Raw genomic sequence first — 21,737 nt, 5'->3', positions numbered from 1 at the left:
GAAGGACAGTTGTCGTTGACAACGTCGGTCCGGCTAAATGTGTGAAATCAATTACCAATTGGAATATATATTGAAACTTGATCTGACGCCTAACCGTAATCAGGAACATAGCTAAAAGGAACGGGGAGCCTATGCCTTCAGTTCAGTTGTGTTTTGGTGTCATTCTGGCAACAGCAGCTACTTTTTCAAGCACCTCTTACGGTCAAGCTGTGGCGATCCATCCTGAGAAACCGTTACCGAGCGTCGTTGCTGGAATCCCAGTGAACTACGATCAGGCAAAAGTTGGCACGTATACTCTGCCAGATCCTCTCGTTCTTCAGAACGGCAAGCCCGTGCGGGATGCAAAGACGTGGTTCACGAAACGACGGCCAGAGATTGTGAAGTTCTACGAAGAAGACCAGTATGGCCGGAGCCCCAGACGACCAAAAGACATGACCTTTGACGTCTTCGACAAGGGAACTCCCGCGTTTGATGGCAAGGCCATTCGTAAGCAGGTGACGATCTATTTTTCAAAAGACAAGAATGGGCCAAAAATGGACCTACTGGTCTATGTCCCCGCTGCTTCTGCTGCGGCTCATAAATCCGTTCCCCTGTTGCTCAATATCTCATTTACGGCCAACTCAAACACCGTGGACGATCCTGGTGTAAAGCCGGGTGAAGTGTGGGACTTGAAGCTGCATAAGCTTGTCCCGGCTATCAAAGGCAGGGGATTCGGTCACCTGAATGTTCCCATGTTGTTGAACGCTGGGTTTGGAGTGGCTACGTTTTACTATGGCGATGTTGATCCCGACGATCCGCAGGGACTCCCATATGGAGTCCGTGCGCTTTACATGAAGTCAGAACAGACCGAGCGTGCTCCCGATGCCTGGGGTTCAATTGCAGCATGGGCGTGGGGCATGAGCCGCGCTATGGACTATCTCGAAACTGACAAGGACGTCGACGCAAAGCGCGTGGCCATCACAGGCATCTCTCGTTTGGGCAAGACAGTTATGTGGGCTGGTGCGCACGATACTCGCTTTGCCATGGTGCTTGCCAGTTGTTCGGGCGAAGGCGGCGCTGCATTAAGTCGCCGTAATTATGGCGAGACAATTGCGCACCTCACCGCTCCTACGCGCTATCCGTATCAGTTCGCCCGCAACTATGCAAAGTACGCGCAGCATGTGGACCAGTTGCCGGTCGATGCCAACATGCTGGTGTCACTCATTGCTCCAAGGCCGTTGCTGTTGCAAACCGGAGACAAAGATTACTGGTCCGATCCGAAGGGAGAATTTCTCGCCGAAGTTGCTGCTGGTCCTGTGTATAAGTTACTCGGCAAAGATGGGCTCGATACCGATCAGTGGCCGCCTGCAGGGGTGCCAATTCTTCACGATCTTGGCTATTACATGCACGATGGTGGGCATGGCATGGTGCCTTCAGATTGGAAGATTTATCTCGAGTTCATGAAGATGCACTTAAAGCCGGAGCCCATAGCAGAGACTTCGCCGGCATTAACGGCTGTCATTAGCACTGATCCTCCGCTTAGCGAGCGCCTTCACGCACAAGAAGTGCGATTGCATCTGCCAGTTCCGGCAAATTTGAAGTTGCCGACACTTTGGCTGGTTGGCGACTCAACCGTGCGCAACGGTCACGGCGACGGAGCCGGAGGGCAGTGGGGATGGGGCGATCCGCTTTCCTCGTTTTTCGATCCGTCAAAGATCAATGTGGTGAACCGCGCAATAGGCGGTCTAAGCAGCCGCAATTTCATCACAGAGGGACATTGGGCAGAAGACCTTGCCATGATGAAACCCGGTGATGTTGTACTCATCCAGTTCGGCCACAACGATGGCGGTCCGCTTGACGACCCGGCACGTGCGCGCGGCTCGATTCCTGGCATCGGTGACGAGACCAAAGACGTGGACAATCCCGTGCTCAAAATTCACGAGACGGTTCACACCTATGGTTGGTATCTCCGTAAGTACGTGGAAGATGCGCGTGCCAGAGGGGTTACTCCAATCATCTGCACACTCATTCCGCGAAAGATATGGAGAGACGGCAAGATTGTCCGAAACGATGACACCTACGCCGGTTGGGCGCGTGAGGTCGCCACTCAGGAACACGTCGGGTTGATTGATCTAAATAAGCGCATCGCTGACCGCTATGACGCTATGGGTGAGGCAGCAGTGGAACCACTCTTTGCTGATCCTCACACGCATACTTCATTGATTGGCGCAAAATTGAATGCCGAAGTTGTTGTCGAAGGCCTGAAGGCATTGCCAAACGATCCCGTTGCTGGAGACTTTTCGGCCAATGGTGACGCAGTCTCCTTGGCCAGATAAATTTCTTCCTGCAAATGTCGCTAGCAAGTCGAAACTTCGAACAGGTATTCGGCTCCTCCTTCTGAAATGGACAACGTTTTCCGACTGTCAGTTACCTTCTGAAGATTTCTATAAAGAGTGTCTCCTGTTTTTGTATAACTTTTACGTAGCCAGCTAAAGTTATTCCTATCAATATTTAGCGGCGCTGGCATTTCTTTGCGTCGAACATAAATTTTTCTTGACAGGCGTGCCTCACCACGAGTACTTTTCTTTGCGTACTTCTAAACCGATTTAGTGAAACGGTTGAGACCAACGTTGTAATGGTGTTCGAGAAGCTTTCTTGCTCGGATGCTTCACGACGTGCACTCTCAGTTCGGATTCGCATAGTTTTAGGTGTTTTGCATTTTTCATGTATTCCGAAGGGGCAGTAAGAACGGCTTCTTCGTAAAGAGAAACGCAGTTTCACCAGTTTGTACGACTTCAACAGTGAGGCAAAATTTATGAGACAACGAACTTCGTTCGTGGTCACACTTATGGCGGTCTTTGTGATGTTTGCATGTGCGGGCCTCTATGCACAGCAGAACTCTGAGATCACCGGCACAGTGACCGACAAGCAGGGCGCAGCAATTCCAGGCGCCGAAGTAACCCTTACCCAGACCGCAACAGGCTTCACCTCACAGACACAGAGCAACGCGACTGGTCTGTATATCTTCCCTGCGTTGAACCTAGGCACCTACGATCTGAAGGTCACGGCAAAGGGCTTCCAGGCTTACATACAGCATGGCCTGCAATTAAATATCTCTCAAGTGCTGCGCTCCGATGTCAGCTTGGACGTGGGTAGTGTGAACACGACAGTTGAAGTTTCGGCGAATGCCCTGACAGTTCAGGCAGACTCGAACGTCGTCAGCACGCTCATCAGTTCTGAGCAGATAAGCCAGATCGCAACCCAGAACCGCAACTTCGCAGCGCTGGCTGCAATTGGCCTTGGAGCGAGCTCCCTGATGCCGGACAACAACACGCCGTCCTCTGGCGCCGGAGGCAGCAGCTTCAACTTCAGCATCAACGGACTGCGCCAGAGTCACAACATCTGGCTTATCGACGGTGGCGAGTCTGACGATCGCGGCGGTGCTGGCGGCATGGCGAGTATGCCTTCGCAGGATGCCATCGCCCAGTTTGAGGTACTCTCCAGTAACTATCCCCCGGACTATGGCATTTCGTCCGGTGCGACCATCAGCCTCGGACTCAAACAAGGCACGAAGGCGTTTCATGGCGAGCTTTGGGAGTTCAACCGTAACACGGTCTATGACGCGAACTACTTCCTCAATAAGCAAAGCAATACGGCACGTCCCGGACTGAACTACAACATCTACGGTTTCAACCTCGGCGGCCCGGTTACGATTCCCGGCGTCTACAACAGAGACCGCTCCAAGACCTTCTTCTTCTGGAACGAGGAGTGGCGCAAGATTAAGCAATCCCCTTCGCCGAGCACCAATAACACGTTACCCGCTGCGGACTTTCCAGTTGCTGGCCAGTCACTGCAGTACGTCGCTCCCGCTTTTGCATCCAATTCAAAGATCCTCGTTCCGGGCACTGTTACGGATCCCGCCCTCGTCGGACCCAACGGAACCTGGACAAAACTGGGTTTGGTACCTGGAACTCCCTTCCCAAATAACACAATTCCTGCGTCTATCATCGATCCGAACGCGATAGCCTACCTCTCTACCGGTGTCGTTCCCAAACCGAACCTCGCCAACGGTCAGGTGCTCACTACGGCACCGACGCCGCTTACCGTTCGTGATGACGTTGTTCGAATTGATCATCGCGTCACCGATAAATGGCAGATTCTGGGTCACTATATCCATGATTCCGTCACGCAAACTCAGGGCGGCCCGATGTTGGGGTGGTCTGGCGGAAGCTATAACACCATTACGAGCGTCGTCAACAATCCCGCGAACAGCGCTGCGGTCAAGCTCACCGGAACCATATCTCCAAACCTCCTGGTTGAGGCCAGCTTCAACTACGACGGCAACGTCATCAACATTATCAACAGTGCGAACTCGCAAAAGCCTTCGGGCTTCACTGCTGGGCGCTTCTTCAACAATCCTTCAAAAAATCTGCCCAACATGCAATGGAACGGCCAATATGGCGGGACACAGGAAAATCCAGCATCGGGTCCATGGCATAACGCCGCTCAAGACTACGAGCCCAAGATCGATATTTCTTACTTGTTTGGCAAGCATTCCATGAAGTTAGGTCTCAGCTACAACCGCTATACCAAGAACCAGCAGCTCTTTGGGAATCCCGGCGGCGCTTATCAGTTCAATAATCTAACCGGCGGAACCTACAATGGTGTCACATACTCTGGCGATCCATTCATGGACATGGTGCTCGGTCTCTCCAGCAGCTTCTCGCAGGCGCAGGCTCTGCCCATTCGTCACTACGTCAACGAGACCCCATCGGCCTATATCGAGGACAACTGGAAAGTAACTCAGAGCCTCAGCCTTCAGTTGGGTCTTCGTTACGACGCACTTCCCCATGCATGGGAGCGCGGTAACAACGTCTCTAACTTCGATCCCAATCTGTATCTCTCCAGCCAGGCTCCTGCCTACATAGCGAGTTCGACTCCCGGTGTCTATACCGGTCAGCTGGACCCGAGTGGGCCGGGCTTTGCTACAGTCAATGGCGCTCAGTACTACCTGAATGGCATCTATCTGGCAGGAGTAAACGGCGCGCCTCGTGGGCTCGTCACCAACGATTATGGAACGCTGCAGCCTCGCGTGGGCTTCTCTGACGATCTCTTCGGAGACGGAAGGACGATTCTTCGCGGCGGCTTCGGTACCTTCTACGAGCGCATGCAGGGCAACGATATCTACAACGCTGCCACGACTGCGCCTTTCTTCAACAATCCATCTGCATCGAACGTTTATCTCACCAACCCGAGCACAAGCTGGATCACTGGGCAGACAGCTGCACAGCCGTTCTTCGCTCAGTCAGCAACCACACTGGCCAAGAGATATCCTGCGCCTGCGGTGGCTCAGTTCAGCCTGGGCGTCCAGCGAGAATTAGCTCCGTCGGTTGTCGCCGTCGTCCAGTACGTCGGCAACATCGCATGGCATCAGAATATTGAGCGCCGTATCAACAACTATTCTCTCAACACTCCCATGGCCATCCGTGCATGGAACGGTGACTCAAACAACGTCTCCGGAACCAATACATTCCCCAAAACCTCACCCGGCGTTGCGCAAGAACAAGCGAACGGTGACTACTACCGCACCTTCCAGGGCTGGGGGCAGATTACCCAGCAAGAGAACACCACCAATGGAAACTACAATGGCTTCCAGGTAGGTGTTCGCTCACAGAACTGGCACAACCTCAGCGGTGAAGTTGACTATACCTGGTCGCACGAGATTGATCTCACCAACAGCGACCTGCAAAACGTCAGCAACCCGTTCAACCTCAAGTATGACAAAGGCTCAGGCCCATACGACCGGCGCCAGATCCTTAGCCTGAACTATATTTACAAGCTTCCTTTCTTCGCCAGCCCGGGTCTAACGCACACCGTATTGGGTGGATGGGAAATTGCTGGTACAGCGGTTCTCCAGTCAGGAACGATCGTGAATAACGGCAATCTCGGCGACCTTGGCCCACAGCTAAGTGTCGGTTATGACACGATCGGCCTCGGTGGTGGCTATAACAACCGTCCGGATGTAGTCGGCAAGATCCACTACGTCAAGAAGCAGAAGCAGTGGTTTGATCAGTCTGTCTTTGCAGCGCCTACGCCGGCATGGGCAGGCAGTCTCACCCAGGGCTTCGGCGATGCCCGCAAAGACGTAGCCGTTGGCCCAGGTCGCGTCAACTTCGACACTTCGGTCTATAAATCCTTTGCGATTACGGAACGGGCTCACTTCGAGCTTCGCTTCGAGTCGTTCAACACCTTCAACCACACAGAGTTCAACAATATCGGCGATAGTTTCCAGGGTTTCAATGCTGATGGAAGTGCCAAGGGCAGCTTTGGTCAAGTCACCAGCACCTTTGACCCAAGAACCCTGGAACTCGGCGGTAAGTTCGTCTTCTAAACCAAGACGACCTCCCAACTCACAGGCGCGGCAGACCCATCCTGCCGCGCCGTTTTTTATTGGTGCCAGGCTCTTGTTGTGCATATATGCGGCGAGTAGCTTAGAAGATGGAGTAGAGAACAGATTGAACCGGTTTGGAAAACTTTGGTCGGGCGCGCTCGTGGTCCTGTCAGCTGCTCTGTTTATTGGACCTGCTTCTTCTCTCTATGCTCAACAGGGTGAGCCGGAGCAAGCGCTTGAGCTTGAGCGTGCGGGTAAGAACACCGAGGCCGAGGCAGCCTGGCGTGTTGTAGCGCAGCGTGAACCGCGGAATGCCGAGGCGTTCGCGCATCTCGGGTTGGTGCAAGCGCGTCAGGACCACTACGCTGATGCAGTGACTAGCTACAGGCGCGCGCTTGCATTGAATCCCGCGCTGCCGGGGCTTGAGCTGAATCTCGGATTAGCTCTATTTAAAGCGCAGGATTTCAAGGGTGCAATTCAGCCCTTTACGGCAGCGCTCAAGGAACATCCTGGCGATGAACGTATCATCATTCTGCTGGGTATGGCCCACTATGGCATGGGTGACTATCTTGTTGCCATTCCCTATCTACGTCGCGCGGCAGACTACGACCGAACTAGCCTGCCGTTGCGACTGGCGCTTGCGCACAGTTGCATGTGGAGCAAGCAATATCAATGCGTACTGGACGTCTATAAACAGATACTCGCGCTCAATGCAGATTCTGCTGAAGCAGACATGCTTGCAGGCGAAGCGCTGGATCAGAAGGGCGACAGTACGGGAGCAATCGAGCAGTTTCGCGCTGCGGTGAAGTCCAATCCGAAGGAGCCAAATGCACACTTCGGCCTCGGCTATCTGCTCTGGACCCAAAGCCACTATCCAGAGGCTGCAGAGCAGTTTCTGGCAGAGCTTGAGAACGATCCTAACCATGCACAGGCACGGGTATATCTTGGCGATTGCTATGTTCAGACGAACCAATATGACAAAGCAAAGCCAGTACTGGAGAAAATCGTTGCAGATGGGCATGCGCAGGCAATGGTCTATCGTGATCTCGGGGCTATCTATGCTAACGAAGGACGCAATGAAGACGCCGTACGCGAGCTCAAGCAGGCAATTGCACTTGATGCTGGCGATGTTACATCGCATTGGAGACTAGCCAGACTCTATCAAGCGATGGGCCAGAAGGATGAGGCAAAGGTCGAGTTTCAGAAGGCCAGTACGCTCGTCAAGCGCGACAACAACCAAACGCTGTATGACAAGCTAGCGTCGTCTCAGGCCCAACAAGCCTCAGTAAGTAGTAAGTAAAGTCCCGACTAGGCTCAGTGGCTATTTGTGGTCTGTTGCGAGCTCTTCATCTGGTCCTTGAGGTCCTTTGCCGACTTTTCAACCGCATCCGCTTTCTTGATTACGTCGATCGAGAGCGTATCTTTGTTGCTTTTCGCCACTGCTGCTTTCAGGTCCTGGGCTAGTTGGTAGAGCTTGTCGATCTGCGCCTGGAGTTGTACCTGCTCAGGTGTGAGCTGCGCTGCGGCCGTTGTTGATTGTTTGTCTGCCACAGTCGTTTTTGCGGGAGCAGACACGTGTTGAGACACCGTGGACGGCTGTATCTGTGGCTTCGTTTGTGCCCATACGCAAGTTGTAAACACAAACAAAAGCATCGATGCCAGTGTCATGCCGGCTTTGATCGCGGGATCCCTCATTCGGGCTGGCACCTTTCTCTTTTGACGAAACATTCTCATCCTATTGAAGTTTCTCCAAATTCTTAATGGCTTTGGCAAGCTTTTGTATCTCCGCCACCTTCTGCGCATTCATGGCCGGATTGTTATCCGCCGCGCTCTCCTTGAGGCTTTGCCGAAGCTGCTCGGCGAGAGCTGCAATCTTGTCAGTGTCCTCGGCAATTTGCATCCGCCGCTGAGCATTTTTGATTCGCGCAATCTCCTGCTCGCGCGCTTTCTGCTGCGGGTTCTGCTCATAGATCTTTTGCAGGTCGGGAGGACGTGGCACGGGATCAGGAAGATAAATAGGGTTCTGCTGTTGTACTCCGCCGTTTCCTTCCGCGGTTGCCGTGACGTTTAGAGTTGTAACGAGCAGCAGAATAGTTGCCGCAGTCGCAATCAATTTCGTCGGATGAGTGGGGCCATGCATGATCGCCTCCATTCTTCTGTTTTTGATTGAAGCAGATTCAGAATATCTTCGTCCATAGTTCTCAAACTGAATTCATTGTGATCTCGCAGCAGGCTGGTGATGTGCTGCAAGCGTTCGCTTAAGGTAAGCATCCGATATCTCCGGATACACCTTGATCCAATGGTTGCGCATCCTTGCCCGCACTTCTTTGTCCGCCGTGTCTGAGACGATCACGTTGGTCGGTTCGACAGGCATGTGACAGTCGATGCAATCTTTCGTGATGGCTTGCCCCAGCTTTTTCGAAACCGGGCAACTCTGCCATTGGTGGCAAGTCAGGCAGCGTGTCGAATACGCCACTGCCTGCTTTTCCGGAGCATGAACGTTGTGGCACGTCGAGCAAGTCATTTTACTGGACGCGAGATAGCAGCGGCTGCGTTCGAGCAGTCCCACCTGGTTCCCATGCACATCGGGATGGTCGGATGTGGCCGAGGCGAGCGGGCGGAAGTATTGACTGAGCGGCTGTCCGGGAATGTATGTAAATGCGGGAGCCAACGACTGCCGCTGTGTTCCGTTGTGGCACAAAGCGCAGAGATCCACCTGCCGGTCACGCGAGAAATGAGCGGGATTTAGGATTCCCTGACTTGCACCGGCAGCCGCGCCTGCCTTCTGCCGTGCGATGTGTTCAAGGCCGGGCCCGTGGCAGCGTTCGCAGGTAATTCCAGTAACCAGGCTGGCGCGATCGTATTCGTTTGTCGAAGGATCCTGCGAGAGTGGTTCAACATAGCTGGCGTGGCACTCAAGACAGCCAGGATTGATGGGACGCGAGAAGTCCGCGGTGCCGTCGACGTAGCCCGGACTATTGATCCAGCGATGGCCGTTGGTCCAGTAGCTGATCGGGAGTTCGAAGAGGTGATCGCCTTGCCAGTAAAGGTAAGTTGTACCACGTACACCTGAGCCCGTTACCACGTCGATCGGTTCCGTGCGAGTCGCCGTGTTGCCGCTCCAACCAGTCGTGGCCGACTCGTAGTAGCTGCCATCTTTCTTAGTCATGATGAATTGAAGAGCCGGCTGCCCCGCAGGGTTGTTAGAAGGAATGATCGTCAAAACATTTGCGTCAGGTTTGAAAGAGCCGAGCACAGAGTCACGTGAGGCCTGTCGAGAGGTGAAGTGGTGAGCTGTGTGAAAGTAAGATTCGCTCTCTTTCTGGTGGCAGGAGACGCATGCGGCATCACCCGCGTAGCCGAGCCGTTCGCTGCGCTTTGGAGAATTAGCGTCTTGTGGCAGAAACAGGGCAGCAGCAGTGGCCGTCAGTGCTGCCAGGCAGAGGACGATCATTGTCCGGATTTGCCGCACTCCCTCTGACCGCCTCCCACACCACTCTAGTGCTAGAGCGCAGCACAGGCAAGATATTTCATTCGCTCAAACGATTCAGATAAGGCTAAGGTGCTCTGTCAGGCACGGAGTGCGTCGGTGGCTGGAGTAGCGTGGCGACGATGCCAGCTCGGAGACCAGAAAAAGCACTGCGGAAGCGATCGCTCTAGCTCGATGCGCGTGTTGTTTACTGCCATGGCCTCGTCTATCGGGCTCATGGGCTAGCCACATTGTATGAATTCGGCTAGGTCCCTGAAGTGACTTAAGTCAGCGTGTAATTGTCCTTTGCTCAAACGATTCAGGCAGTTGACGGTATGCTAGTTGTGTTCAAAATTCCTCCTTAAGGAGCCCGGTGTTCTGATGCCTGCTCAATTCTTGTCAAAAGCTGTGTTGCTTGCTCTTCTGTTCTCTCCGGCCGTGCATGCCGAGATCCGGCTACCACAGATACTGAGTAATCATGCTGTGCTTCAGCGGAATGTTCCCATTCACATCTGGGGCTGGGCGACTCCAGGTGCGCACCTGATGGTGCACTTCGACAAGCAGGTGCAACCGGCTGTCGCTGACGAAGCGGGAGAGTGGAGCGCGTGGTTAACTCCTGTATCTGCTGGTGGACCGTACACGTTGACTGTGGACGGCGACGGAACCGTTACGAGGGACGACATCCTCGTGGGCGATGTGTGGCTTGCGTCCGGGCAGAGCAACATGCAGTTTCCGCTGAAGGGTTTCGACAGTGCTCCTTTGAAGAATGGGGCGGCGGAGATCGCCAGGGCGAGCCACCCCAGGATTCGCTTGCTGCTGGTGCCGCTGGTGGCGGCGGACTTTCCGCAGAGCGACGTGAAGGCGACGTGGACGGAGTGCACTCCGGAGACGGCGGTGGACTTCTCGGCGGTGGCCTACTTCTTTGGGAGGGAGATTTCGGAGAAGGAGGATGTGCCGGTTGGGTTGATCGACTCGTCGTGGGGAGGGACGCCGGCGGACTCGTGGGTTTCGATGGATACGCTGGGGACGGATGTCAACCTGCTGCCGGCGTTCCATGCGCGGGCTCTCTTTGGGGACCAAGAGGTGCGGAGGGGTGAGATCGAGGAGATCAATCGGGCCAAGCGGGCGGCCGGGCTTCCGCTGCCTGCTCCGGGGTGGCATCCGAACCAGGTGTCGTGGCGTCCGGCGGCGCTGTACAACGCGATGATCGCGCCGCTCACGCCTTACTCGATCCGGGGGTTCCTGTGGTACCAGGGGGAGACGAACAGTGGGGAGGATCGGTACCTGAACTACGGGGAGCTCTTCCCGGCGCTGATCCGGGATTGGCGGGAGCGGTTCGGGCAGGGGGACCTGCCGTTTATCTACGCGCAGATCTCTTCGTTCATCTCGCCGGAGGAGCACTGGGGGGTGGTGCGGGATGCGCAGCGGCGGGCGCTGGGGTTGCGGAACACGGCGATGGCGGTGACGATCGACGTGGGGAACCCGAAGAACGTGCACCCGGCGGACAAGCAGACGGTGGGGGCGAGGATGGCGCTGGCGGCGCGGGGGATGGTGTACGGGGAGAAGGTGGAGTTCCGGTCGCCCGAGTTCCGGGAGGTGACGAATGAGCCGGGGGCGTTGCGGGTCTGGTTTGATGACGCGGCGGGGTTGAACTCGCGGGGACCGCTGACGGCGTTCGAGGTTGCGGGGGAGAACCACCAGTTCTTTCGGGCGACGGCCCGGGTTGAGGGGGAGTCGGTGGTGGTTTCGAGTCCGACGGTGCCGTGGCCGAAGTACGTGAGGTACGGGTGGGACAATGCGGCGACGGGGTCGTTGTACAACGCGGCGGGGCTTCCGGTGGGGACGTTTACCTCGGAGGTGGCGCCGAAGTTCTGACCCCCTCCCCCGTACTTTTGGTGCAAAGTCTTCATTTGGTTTGGGTTAAGGTTGGACTTGGGCCGGGTGCCTGCCTGTAACGTATTGATTTTATGGAGAGACAGCGTTTGGCTCCTGGTAAAGTCTTGATTTGGAATGAGAAAAGCCCCGGTTTGTGCCGGGGCTTCCTTTTGTCTGATCTGTCTCTATTTTAATGGGTGGAGCAAAACTAAACCGCCAACTTGCGGAGATTTATTTGGCGGTTGTTTTGTTGGAGTTGTGGGGATTTGCGCGAGTTGAGGGGCTTGACAGCTCCTGGCCAGGTCTTTGGTTGGTACACGTCGTCGCCACGGCAGACGGTTAACGGCTTGTCTTACCAACGCGAATACAGGAGCGGTTAAAGCTTTGGAGCTATATACTTGACTCGCCTTTCCTTCGCTTGCGAGTTTATGGCTTGAACGGTACCAGCGTCCGTATCCATGATGATCGGATGGATGCGGCCGATCGCAGCGGAAAGGTATTTTGAGGTACGTTGACACCTTTGGAGGATATTCTTCTGAGCCGAGTCGCAAGTATTTCGAACCAGGGGTTGTCTAACGCGAAGAAGGCCAAGCAGGACGAGTTCTACACCCAGTACGTCGATATCCAGAAAGAGGTCGAGGCCTACCTGGAGTTCGATCCCGACACCTTCCGCGGCAAGGTCGTCTACTGCAACTGCGACGACCCGTTCGAGAGCAACTTCTTCAAGTACTTCGCTGCCAACTTCAACAAGCTCGGCCTCAAAAAGCTCATCACCACCAGCTACGACGGCTCTCCCATCGCCGGGCAGGGCACGTTGTTCCCGGAATACAACGAAGGGAATGGCAAGCGCCAGAAGCCCAAGGCGCTGGCCGTCATCCTCGACCATGTGAAGGACGAGGACGGAGACGGCGCGGCGAACATAGACGACGTGAAGCTCTTTCTCAAGCGCAACAAGGCCGCCCGGATTGCCTTGAAAGCAGACGAGAAATACGCTGGTGGGGACTTCCGTGGCGCCGATTGCATCGCGCTTCTGAAAGAGGCGGACATCGTGGTCACCAACCCGCCCTTTTCTCTCTTTAAGGAGTACGTCGCTCAACTCGTCGAGCGCGGGAAGAAGTTCCTGATCATCGGTAACGTGCAGGCGATAACTTACCTAGAGATCTTTCCGCTCATCAAGGAGAACAAGTTATGGCTGGGCGTCACCATCCACAGCGGCGACCGCGAGTTCCGCGTTCCTGCCCATTACCCGCTGAACGCGGCCGGTTGGCGCGTCGACGAAAACGGTGTCAAGTACATCCGCGTTAAGGGCGTCCGCTGGTACACAAACCTGGACCATGGACGTCGCCATCAGCGGTTGGCGTGCATGACCATGGCCGATAACTTGCGGTTCAGCAAGCATAAGGAGATCAAGGGCAAGGCGGAGTACGACCGATACTACAACTTCGACGCCATCGAAGTGCCGTTCAGCGACGCGATTCCCAGCGACTATGACGGCGTCATGGGCGTCCCTATCTCTTTCCTTGATAAGTACAACCCCGACCAGTTCGAGATTGTCGGAAACAGTGACGACGGAAACATGATGACTGACATTGGGGTCCGCGTCCTTGGTCAGGAGTTCATCACCGCATATCGCTCGCGTGGAGGTACTGGACACTACAGCCCGGGCATGCGGATGCTTGGTCTGCTTGAACCTCAGCCGCGGGTTATTTACAAGCGCATTCTGATTCGCCAACGTCTCCGCACCCGGTCTACAGGAAGGACGAAAAAGTGAAGACCACGTTGAGAACCGACATTACCGTCGCCGATATTTGCGCCGGATTTGTGTACAACGAGTTGGAGGGCAAAGGGCTGTTCGGGCTGGGTGGCAAGCTCACCATCCAGCCGGAGTACCAGCGCAACTACATTTACTCCGACGGCGGTGGCAAGAAAGAGGCGGCGGTTATCGAATCGCTGCTCAAGGGGTATCCACTTGGCCTGATCTACTTCAATAAAGTCGGCGACGGGAAATTCGAAGTGCTGGACGGCCAGCAACGGATCACCAGTATTGGGAGGTTCGTTACCAACAAGTTTGCGATCATGGATAACGGCAACCCGAAGAACTTCGACAGCCTGCCTACCGACCAGCAAGCCAGGATTCGGGACTCGAAATTGCTGATCTACGAGTGCGAGGGCACGGAGACCGAGATTAAGCAGTGGTTCGAGACGATCAACATTGCTGGCGTGCCTCTGAACACGCAAGAGCTGTTGAACGCCATTTACTCCGGGCCGTTCGTGACGCTTGCGAAAGCTGAGTTCAGCAACAGCCAGAACGCGAACATTCAGAAGTGGAGCGCGTACATCAAGGGCAGCGCAAATCGGCAGGATTTTCTGGAGCGGGCGCTGGAATGGGTGAGCAAAGGCAACATTGGCGGCTATATGAGCCAGCATCGCAACGACAACAACATCACGGAACTGAAAAATTACTTCAACAGCGTGATCGACTGGGTTTCAGCGGTCTTTAAAGATGTCAAAAAAGAGATGCAGGGTCTGGAATGGGGCAAGTTCTATGAGCAATATCACTCCCAGTCCTACGACCCGGAAACGGTGTCCGCCGACGTGAAGCGACTATACGGCGATCCGTACATCAAGCAAAAACGCGGGATATTCGAATTCATCCTCGGCGGCCAGCAGGATTTGAGGCTTCTGGAAGTACGCGTGTTCGACGATGCCACGAAGCACTCGGTTTACGAGAAGCAAACGAGCGCGGCAGAGGAGAAGGGCGAATCCAACTGCCCGCTCTGCGCAATGGGGCACGATGCGAACAAGAGCAGAATCTATAAGCTCAAGGAAATGGACGCGGACCACGTTTCCGCATGGAGCAAGGGCGGAGGAAGCTCGGCTGACAACTGCCAGATGCTCTGCACTACGCACAATCGAGCCAAAGGTAATCGATAATATGGGCTTGCCACAGGGGGAAGTCGACAATTGTGGTCGTTACGCCCTTCGGGCTTCACTCCAGCCTTCGGCAGAGCGGTGGCCGCTTCGCGGCGGTTCTCTTATGGCACGGCTGAAGCCGTGCCCTTCCACCGAGAAACCGGGTCGTTACGCCCTTCGGGCTTCACTCCGGCCCTTCGGCTTTGCTCAGGGCAGAGCGGTAGCGCCTTCGGCGCAGCGTTTTATTGGCACACGTAAACGTGTGCCCTTCCAGTTGCGGCGGATTTTTGCGTGGCGTTTTATTTGGCATGCGTAAACGTGTGCCCTTCCAGCGAGTCGGATGGTAGAGAAGCGGGTTTCTTCCACAGCAGCGAACAAGTTCGCCGGGGACCTCGGTTTCTCCGCTATGGCGCTGTGCGCCTTCGGTCGAAATGACAGGGGTGGGGGTGGAAAGCGGTTCGCGCGATGCGCGAATGAACCCAGGTCTCAGAGGCGAGACCCTTCGACAGGCTCAGGGCAGGCTATGGGGCACCCGCACTCGGAATATCCCGGGGGCTAAAGCCCCCTGCTTTTTGTTGCTGGTTGTTGCCCGGACTGAAGTCCGGGCCTATCTCAGGAACAACGACAAGAGCGAGGTAATTCTCCACTCTGCCGTTCCGTGACGTGGGTTTGTGGGGGCCGCTCCGCGGCGGTTCTCTTATGGCACGGCTGAAGTCGTGCCCTTCACCGAGAAATTAGCTGTCTGCAATCAATTCGGCGGTGCTGTGAGGTGGTGTGTTGGATTTTCGCTGTCGCGAAAATGGACCCACCTTAGGCGCTTCGCGCCGTCGATGGGACCCCGGAATTTTACTTTCCAATCCTTCGCAAAGCGCGAAGGATGGGGCACCTGAGCAAAAGCGAATACAGGGGTCTCTCCACTTCGCCGCGCGATACTGCTGCGCGGCTGCGGTCGAGATGACGTGCTTTTGTGGTGGGCTGACGGCTGCTGCTTTAGACGCTGGAGTATTTTTTGCAGAGGCGATTGATTTCGGCGATGGTGGGCGGGATGCCTGGGGTGTCGAGCTCTTCGCCTTCGTAGGACATGTAGCCCTTGAAGCCGGCGTCGGCGAACATCTTCCAGACGCGGTCCATGTCGATGGGGGTGCCGTCGTCGAATTTGGTGCGGATGTGCGTGTTGGTTGCGTAGGGGATGCAGGAGGCGATCTGCTGGTAGTAGTCGCCGGCTTTGGGGTCGAAGTGGGTGATGTCGAGGTTGATGCCGGCGTAGGGTGAGTTGACGCGGTGCATGATCTCGAGGCAGACGTCGGCGCGCTGGGAGACGCCGTAGTGGTCTTCGAGGCCGACCATGATGCCTTTGGTGGCGGAGTAGTCGGCGGCGGCCTTCATGGTTTCGACGACCCAGGTGGTGGCGTCGGTGAGGGAGCTGCCCTTGGGGAGCGGGCCGGCGAAGATGCGGAGATGCGATGCGCCGAGGCGGTCGGTGACGTCGATCCACTTTTTGATCTGGACGAGGGAGTCGGCGCGCTTGGCGGGGTCGGCCTGGACCATGCTGGTGCCGCAGGCTGCGCCGGAGAATCGGACGGCGCGTTTGTAGGCGAGCCAGCGAAGGTTTTCGATGTAGCCGGGGTCGGTGGACTTCATGTAGTAGACGGTCATGTCGATGGCGTCGAGACGGAGGTCGACGGCTTTGTCGATGAACTTTTCAAGCGTGAAGCCTTGCTTGAATGCGTTGCGGTAGGTGTAGGCGCAGCAGCCGGAGAAGAGGCGCGCGGATTTTGTTGACGATGCCTGCTGGGCTTCGATGGAGGGCGTGCCGAGGACTTCGATGGCGGTTGCGGCGATGGCCCCCGCGCTGACGGTCTTGAGGAAACTGCGACGGTTGATGTGGGAATGGATGGGCATCGTGCGCTCCGGGGGTGAGATTTTTTTGATAGGACGAGGTTACAACAAATACTAATGATAAGGAAAAGATAGTGAAAGATGGGCTGTATCGAGTCGGGGCGGTTTAGAGGAGGAGCATGCAGTCGCCGTAGGAGAAGAAGCGATATTTTTCGTGGACGGCGTGGTTGTAGGCGGCGAGGACTGCTTCGGTGCCGTGGTCGCGGTTGGCGAAGGCCGCGACGAGCATCAGGAGGGTGGATTCGGGGAGGTGGAAGTTGGTGAGCAGGCCGGTGATGATCTTGAATTCGTAGCCGGGGCTCAGGAAGATGCTGGTTTCGCCGGAGTGGGGCGCGAGCAGCTGGCCGGCTGCCTGCTGGGCGCAGTGTTCGAGGGTGCGGGTGGTGGTGGTGCCGGCGGCGATGATGCGGCGGCCTTCGCGCTGGGCGCGGTTGATGGCTTCGGCGGTGGCGGCGGGCAGGGTGTAGTGCTCGGAGTGGAGGCGGATGTCGGCGAGGTCGTCGACGCGGACGGGCTGGAAGGTGCCGAGGCCGACGTGGAGGGTGAGGTATTCGACCTGGATGCTGTTTTGCTGGAGCTGGGCGAGGATCTCGGGCGTGAAGTGCAGGCCGGCGGTGGGCGCGGCGGCGCTGCCGGGTTGGTGTGACTCCGCTTTTCGGGCATAGACGGTCTGGTAGCGGTCGCGGTCTTCGGCGCGGTCTTCTCGATGGATGTAGGGCGGGAGCGGCATGTGGCCGATCTGGTCGAGGACGGCGTGGAAGTTTTCGACTGGATTGAAGCGCAGGGTGCGTTCGCCGAAGTCTGTGGCGTCGATGACTTCGGCTTCGAGGACGGGTTGCGTTTGATTTGGCGCGTGGAAGAGGAGGCGTTCGCCGGGCTGGATTTTGCGGCTGGGGCGGACGAGTACGGACCAGTCGGTGGCGCCGAGGTGCTGGGTGAGGAGGACTTCGATGCGGCCGGTGGGGTCGGGCGAGTTGGGCTGCGTGTGCGTGCTGCGGGCGCGGGTGGCGTAGAGGCGCGCGGGGATGACTCGGCTGTCGTTGAGGATGAGGAGGTCGCCGGGACGGAGGATGGTGGGGAGGTTGCGGAAGTGGTCGTCGCGGAAGTGGCCGGTGGCGCGGTCGAGGAGCATCATGCGGCTGGAGCCGCGGACAGCGGGAGGAGCTTGGGCGATGAGTTCTTCGGGGAGATCGAAGTGGAAGTCTTTGACGAGCACTTGGTTGATTTTAACGATTGTTGGGGATGGCGCTTTGCGCTGAAAACAAATCCGCCCCTGTTTTGTTCAGGGGCGGATTGGAGATGCGAAGTGGGTCAGCGGCTAGAAGTGGATGAAGAAGCCGATGCCGGGTTCGAAGGTGCTGGTGTGTTTGAGGATGGTGAGGTAGTTCTGGCCGAAGTCGGGTGCGATGTAGAACTTCTGACGGAACTGAGCGCGCAGGCCGAAGTGCTTTGAGCCGAGGTTGGTGTTGGCGCCGACGGCGTAATAGTAGGTGGCGCGTCCCTGGCTCAGCAAACCCTGACCACCGTTGGTGGTGGGACGAAAGGCGGTTGTGCCGCCGCCGCCAGCGACGAAGGGCGTGAGACCGAAGTACTGATGAAGCTGGGCGACGTAGCCGAAGGTGTATTCCTTGGCGTTGTTCTGCACACCGAAGACGCCTGGAGTTCCGGAGACGCCGGTGAATTTCTGGTCGTAGCGGGAGTAGCCGTAGTTGAACTCGAAGCCGACGAGGGGCTTGAAAGTGTAGCGGACGGTGATGAGCGCGCCGACGGTCTTACTGGGGTCGATGGATACGTTGGCCGCGGGCTGGGTGCTGTTCTGCACGGGGCCGGTGGACGACTGCGTGATCGAGCCGACGCCGCTGACGCCGATGTCGACGTGCGAGAGCGCGTCGGAGATGGGGCCGGGGATGGTGGGGGAATCGTACTGGGCTTGAGCGGTTGGTCCAGCCAGGACTGCGGCGACACAAAGCAGGGCGGCGAAGACACACGACAGGCGGGGCGGATTCAACATCAAGACAGGAACTCCCTTGCGGCAAAACTGTGTCTGTTTAGTTTACTCTGCGCGGGCGTCTGGCGGGGCGGGCTCGACGGTGAGATTGAGGCCGTGGACGCCTTTGACGGTGACGGTGGCGCCTTTGGGCAGGGTGGGCAGGCCATGGAGGGTGGCTTGCCAGAGCTCGCCGCGGATTTCGACCTGGCCGGTGGGGGCGAGTGCGGTGCGAGTGATGGCTGTGCCTCCGATGAGCGCTTCGGGACCCATGAGGTGCTTGTTGCGGTAGGCCTTGAAGGCGAGGTAGGCGAGGCCGAAGGAGATGGCTCCGAAGCCGATGCCTGCGCCTAGCGCTGTGGCGAGGTGCACGCGGAGCTGCGGGATGGGCGCATCGACGAGTGTGGCCAGGCCGAAGACGAGGGCGATGGTTCCGGTGAGAGCGAGGATGCCGTGGCTGGCGAATTTGGTCTCGAGCACCATGAGGACGATGGCGGCGATGAGTAAGAGGATGGCGGTGTGGCGAATGGGGAGCAGGTCGAGGCCGAAGAGTGCGAGCAGGACGAAGAGTGTGCCGAGTGTGCCGGGGACGATGGTGCCGGGGACGTTGAATTCGAGATAGATGAGCAGGCCGCCGACGACGAGCAGCAGGACGGCGAGGTTGGGATTGGTGAGGCGCGAGAGGAGGCGCTCGCGGGTGGAGGGCTCGATGGTGACGATGGCGGCGTTGGCGGTGTGGAGGGTTTCGGTGGCGCCGTTGAAGCGGTGGATGGTGCGGTTGTCGAGCGAGTTGAGGAGGGACTGGTCGCTGGGGGAGATGAGGTCGATGAGGTGGAGGTTGAGGGCTTCGGTGTCGCTGTAGGACTTTGAGTTGCGGACGGTGTCTTCGGCGGCGGTGACGTTGCGGCCGCGGCGCTCGGTGAAGGAGCGAAGGAAGGCTGCGGCGTCGTTCTCGATCTTTTGCTTGAGGATGGGGCCCATCGTCTGGCCTTCGAGGATGGGATGGGATGCGCCGGCGTTGGTGCCGGGAGCCATGGCGGCGATGTCGGCGGATTCGAGGATGAAGAAGCCGGCGGACCCGGCGCGCGCTCCCGTGGGGGAGATGTAGACGATGACGGGGACCGGGGAGTTTTCGATGTCCTGCACCATGACGCGGGTGGAGTCGAGCAGGCCGCCGGGTGTGCCGAGCGAGACGATGACGGCGCGGGCGTTGCGGCGGGCGGCTTCGTCGAGTCCGCGCTGGAGATAGCTGGCGGAGATGGGCTGGATGGTGTCGTGGATGGTGAGCTTGATGACTTCGCCCTGGGGTGCTGCGTTTGCGAACAGTGGGGTGAGGAGGGCGAGGACGATCAGAGAGATTGCGAACAGCGGAGTATTGGATCTTCGCTGCCGCGAAGATGAACCCACCTTAGGCGCTTCGCGCCGAAGATGGGGCACCCGGTGGGTGGTGGCGGGGAAGGGAAAAGCAGATTCCTCCGCTGCGCTACGGAATGGAAATGGAGATGATGCGCCGCGGAATGGAAATGTAGAGGTCTTCACGGGAGGGTCTTTCCGCGGGACTGGAGGGCCTGCTTCATGCCGAGGGCGGCGGAGTTTTTGGGGTCGAGCTTGAGGGCGTTGCTGACGTCTGCGGCTGCGGCGTCGAGTTGGTTGGCCTGATATTCGAGGTGCGCGAGAACGAGATATGCGGGAGCGTTGGGCTGGAGCCTGAGCGAGGCTTCGGCTTCGGTGCGCGCCTGCTGATTGTTGCCAGTGCGTTCGCGGACCTGCGCGAGGCCTGCGTGGGCTTCGGAGCTGGATGGGTCGGCTTTGAGCGCGGACTGGAACTGCTGCTCGGCCTCGGGGATGAGGCCTTCGCCGAGATATTCGTGGCCCAGCTCGGTGTATTGCTTTGCCTGCTGGTCTTTGGGCAGGGTGGCCATGCGCATGGCGCGCATCTGGTCGATCTCAAAGGCGGCCTGACGGAAGGAGGCTTCGGAGTAGGTGCGGCGGATGCGTTCGAGCGGATCGAAGGATGAAGGGTCAGTGTCGGTGGTGTTCGCTGCGGTCTTTGCGTCGGGCTTTTTGCCGGTGGCGATGGAGGCTTTGAGTTGCGCGGCTTCGGCGTCGGTGGGCCGGAGCTTCAGGGTTTGATTGACTTCAGTGGTGGCTCCGGCGAAATCTCCCTGACGGTAGAGCGAGACGGCGAGGTTGTAGTGGTAGTCGGGGTCGTTGGGGTCGGCTGCAGAGGCGCGGCGGAAGAGTGGGACGGCGTTGCGTCCCTGGCGCGCGGTGGCGACGGCCTGATTGTTGACGACTTCGGGAAGCGGAAGACGGCTGGCGACGAAGGCGAATGCTGATTCGGCTTCAGCGTACTTGCCAGAGTTGAAGCGGGCGAGGCCGAGGTAGAAGTTGGCTTCGAGAGCGCGGCGGTCGGAGTGGGGAACCTTGGCGAGTGTTGCGGCGGCGTTGTCGAAGTCGCGATTGGCATACTGCGCTTTGCCGAGTGCGAGCAGGGCAGCGGAGTAGTCGGGCGCGAGGCGGACGGCGTCCTGGAGGCGATTGACGCGCTCGTCGGGTGTGGTGGCGTTGTTGCCGCGGATGTAGTCCTCGAATGCGCTGAGGGGCACGGAGGGCGCGCTCAGGAATGTCTGCTCGGCAATGGAGAAGTTGGGAACGATATCGTTGGCGACCTTCCAGGCGATGGCGTTTTCGACATCGAAGAGGCGCGCGAGCTCGCTTGAGTCGGCAAGCGGATGTGACATGTGGAGCTGGTTGACGTTGAGGACCTGCGCCTGCGCGGAGATGCGTCCGTTGGTGACGTTGTAGCTGCCGATGATGACGTAGTTGGCGTCGAGTGTTTGCGCGATGCGGATGGTGGTGGCGCGGGTGGGACGGAAGTCGGACGGCAGGCCGAGGTGGTCGAGCGCGTACTGGAGGTCGTCGTGGTTGATGGGGAGAAAGCCGGCGGAGGCGAGCCGCTGGTTGAGCGTGTCGGGGAAGGACTCGCCGATCCATGCGAGGTTTTGCTGGCCGGTGTGGTTGTCGAATGGAAGGACGAGGACGAGACGGCCCGAGTTCTCGATGGTTTCGGCGCTGGGGCTAGTCTGCGCGAGGGCGTGGATGGTTGAGAAGAGGAACGCGATGGGAAGCCAGGAGTGCTTCAGGAGATGGCGGAGTTTGGACGGGCTCGGCACAGGTTCAGTATATAGAGCGCTCGTGCGAGGTATGCCACTCGCGATGGA

Annotated in this window: 14 protein-coding genes; 6 read left to right on the top strand and 8 right to left on the bottom strand. The window is 57.6% G+C overall.

The genetic code is table 11. The features are described from left to right. The first annotated feature begins 131 nt into the window (after positions 1-131). From IEX36_RS17465 to IEX36_RS08605, 3 genes are all read left to right on the top strand, one after another. A complete protein-coding gene (locus tag IEX36_RS17465) occupies positions 132-2,315 on the top strand; it encodes a rhamnogalacturonan acetylesterase (RefSeq protein WP_229668814.1) in 2,184 nt (727 codons plus the stop codon). Positions 2,316-2,794: 479 nt separating this feature from the next. Continuing rightward, positions 2,795-6,370, top strand: coding sequence for a carboxypeptidase-like regulatory domain-containing protein (locus tag IEX36_RS17770; protein WP_188758935.1), 3,576 nt, complete (start codon positions 2,795-2,797; stop codon positions 6,368-6,370). Between the two features lie 124 nt (positions 6,371-6,494). After that, positions 6,495-7,670 carry a tetratricopeptide repeat protein gene (locus IEX36_RS08605; RefSeq protein WP_188758934.1) on the top strand — a complete coding sequence of 392 codons (1,176 nt, stop codon included), beginning with the start codon at positions 6,495-6,497 and terminating at the stop codon, positions 7,668-7,670. Positions 7,671-7,684: 14 nt separating this feature from the next. On the opposite strand, the gene IEX36_RS08600 is transcribed toward IEX36_RS08605, so the two are convergent. The 3 genes from IEX36_RS08600 to IEX36_RS08590 form a co-directional block, all read right to left on the bottom strand. Continuing rightward, a complete protein-coding gene (locus IEX36_RS08600; RefSeq protein WP_229668813.1) occupies positions 7,685-8,104 on the bottom strand; it encodes a hypothetical protein in 420 nt (139 codons plus the stop codon). 1 nt (position 8,105) lies between these two features. Further along, positions 8,106-8,510 (bottom strand): hypothetical protein, encoded by a 405-nt coding sequence (locus tag IEX36_RS08595; protein ID WP_188758932.1) that lies wholly within the window; start codon positions 8,508-8,510, stop codon positions 8,106-8,108. 72 nt (positions 8,511-8,582) lie between these two features. After that, positions 8,583-9,842: a multiheme c-type cytochrome gene (locus tag IEX36_RS08590; protein ID WP_188758931.1), complete on the bottom strand. Its 1,260-nt coding sequence runs from the start codon at positions 9,840-9,842 to the stop codon at positions 8,583-8,585. Positions 9,843-10,220: 378 nt separating this feature from the next. Here IEX36_RS08590 and IEX36_RS08585 point away from each other — a divergent pair, with 378 nt between their 5' ends. The 3 genes from IEX36_RS08585 to IEX36_RS08575 all read left to right on the top strand — a co-directional run bounded on the left by IEX36_RS08585 (position 10,221) and on the right by IEX36_RS08575 (position 14,648). After that, a complete protein-coding gene (locus tag IEX36_RS08585; RefSeq protein ID WP_188758930.1) occupies positions 10,221-11,714 on the top strand; it encodes a sialate O-acetylesterase in 1,494 nt (497 codons plus the stop codon). A gap of 568 nt (positions 11,715-12,282) precedes the next feature. Then, the gene (locus IEX36_RS08580; RefSeq protein ID WP_229668812.1) at positions 12,283-13,485 is read left to right on the top strand and encodes an adenine-specific methyltransferase EcoRI family protein; all 1,203 of its coding nucleotides are present in this window, start codon (positions 12,283-12,285) and stop codon (positions 13,483-13,485) included. Then, positions 13,482-14,648 carry a GmrSD restriction endonuclease domain-containing protein gene (locus IEX36_RS08575; RefSeq protein ID WP_188758929.1) on the top strand — a complete coding sequence of 389 codons (1,167 nt, stop codon included), beginning with the start codon at positions 13,482-13,484 and terminating at the stop codon, positions 14,646-14,648. The genes IEX36_RS08580 and IEX36_RS08575 overlap by 4 nt, the downstream gene beginning before the upstream one ends. A gap of 969 nt (positions 14,649-15,617) precedes the next feature. Here IEX36_RS08575 and IEX36_RS08570 read toward each other — a convergent pair. From IEX36_RS08570 to IEX36_RS08550, 5 genes are all read right to left on the bottom strand, one after another. Continuing rightward, the gene (locus IEX36_RS08570; RefSeq protein WP_229668811.1) at positions 15,618-16,529 is read right to left on the bottom strand and encodes a sugar phosphate isomerase/epimerase family protein; all 912 of its coding nucleotides are present in this window, start codon (positions 16,527-16,529) and stop codon (positions 15,618-15,620) included. 103 nt (positions 16,530-16,632) lie between these two features. Continuing rightward, positions 16,633-17,742 carry a tRNA preQ1(34) S-adenosylmethionine ribosyltransferase-isomerase QueA gene (gene queA, locus IEX36_RS08565; RefSeq protein ID WP_188758928.1) on the bottom strand — a complete coding sequence of 370 codons (1,110 nt, stop codon included), beginning with the start codon at positions 17,740-17,742 and terminating at the stop codon, positions 16,633-16,635. 102 nt (positions 17,743-17,844) lie between these two features. Beyond that, positions 17,845-18,537, bottom strand: a complete 693-nt coding sequence (locus IEX36_RS08560) for a putative outer membrane beta-barrel protein (RefSeq protein ID WP_188758927.1) — start codon at positions 18,535-18,537, stop codon at positions 17,845-17,847. Between the two features lie 42 nt (positions 18,538-18,579). Further along, positions 18,580-19,920 carry an NfeD family protein gene (locus tag IEX36_RS08555; protein ID WP_229668810.1) on the bottom strand — a complete coding sequence of 447 codons (1,341 nt, stop codon included), beginning with the start codon at positions 19,918-19,920 and terminating at the stop codon, positions 18,580-18,582. A 128-nt stretch (positions 19,921-20,048) separates the two neighbouring features. Then, the gene (locus IEX36_RS08550; protein WP_229668809.1) at positions 20,049-21,689 is read right to left on the bottom strand and encodes a tetratricopeptide repeat protein; all 1,641 of its coding nucleotides are present in this window, start codon (positions 21,687-21,689) and stop codon (positions 20,049-20,051) included. Positions 21,690-21,737: the final 48 nt, after the last annotated feature.

This window comes from Edaphobacter acidisoli (assembly GCF_014642855.1).
Lineage (GTDB): Bacteria > Acidobacteriota > Terriglobia > Terriglobales > Acidobacteriaceae > Edaphobacter > Edaphobacter acidisoli.
Note: the sequence above shows the minus strand (reverse complement) of the source record. Positions and strands in the feature narration are given on the sequence as shown.

What these genes read in the sequence shown, in the direction of transcription:
- IEX36_RS17465 (WP_229668814.1), top strand. Translation starts at nt 132, where the DNA reads ATGCCTTCAGTTCAGTTGTGTTTTGGTGTCATTCTGGCAACAGCAGCT.
- IEX36_RS17770 (WP_188758935.1), top strand. Translation starts at nt 2,795, where the DNA reads ATGAGACAACGAACTTCGTTCGTGGTCACACTTATGGCGGTCTTTGTG.
- IEX36_RS08600 (WP_229668813.1), bottom strand. Translation starts at nt 8,104, where the DNA reads ATGAGAATGTTTCGTCAAAAGAGAAAGGTGCCAGCCCGAATGAGGGAT.
- IEX36_RS08595 (WP_188758932.1), bottom strand. Translation starts at nt 8,510, where the DNA reads ATGCATGGCCCCACTCATCCGACGAAATTGATTGCGACTGCGGCAACT.
- IEX36_RS08585 (WP_188758930.1), top strand. Translation starts at nt 10,221, where the DNA reads ATGCCTGCTCAATTCTTGTCAAAAGCTGTGTTGCTTGCTCTTCTGTTC.
- IEX36_RS08570 (WP_229668811.1), bottom strand. Translation starts at nt 16,529, where the DNA reads ATGCCCATCCATTCCCACATCAACCGTCGCAGTTTCCTCAAGACCGTC.
- IEX36_RS08560 (WP_188758927.1), bottom strand. Translation starts at nt 18,537, where the DNA reads ATGTTGAATCCGCCCCGCCTGTCGTGTGTCTTCGCCGCCCTGCTTTGT.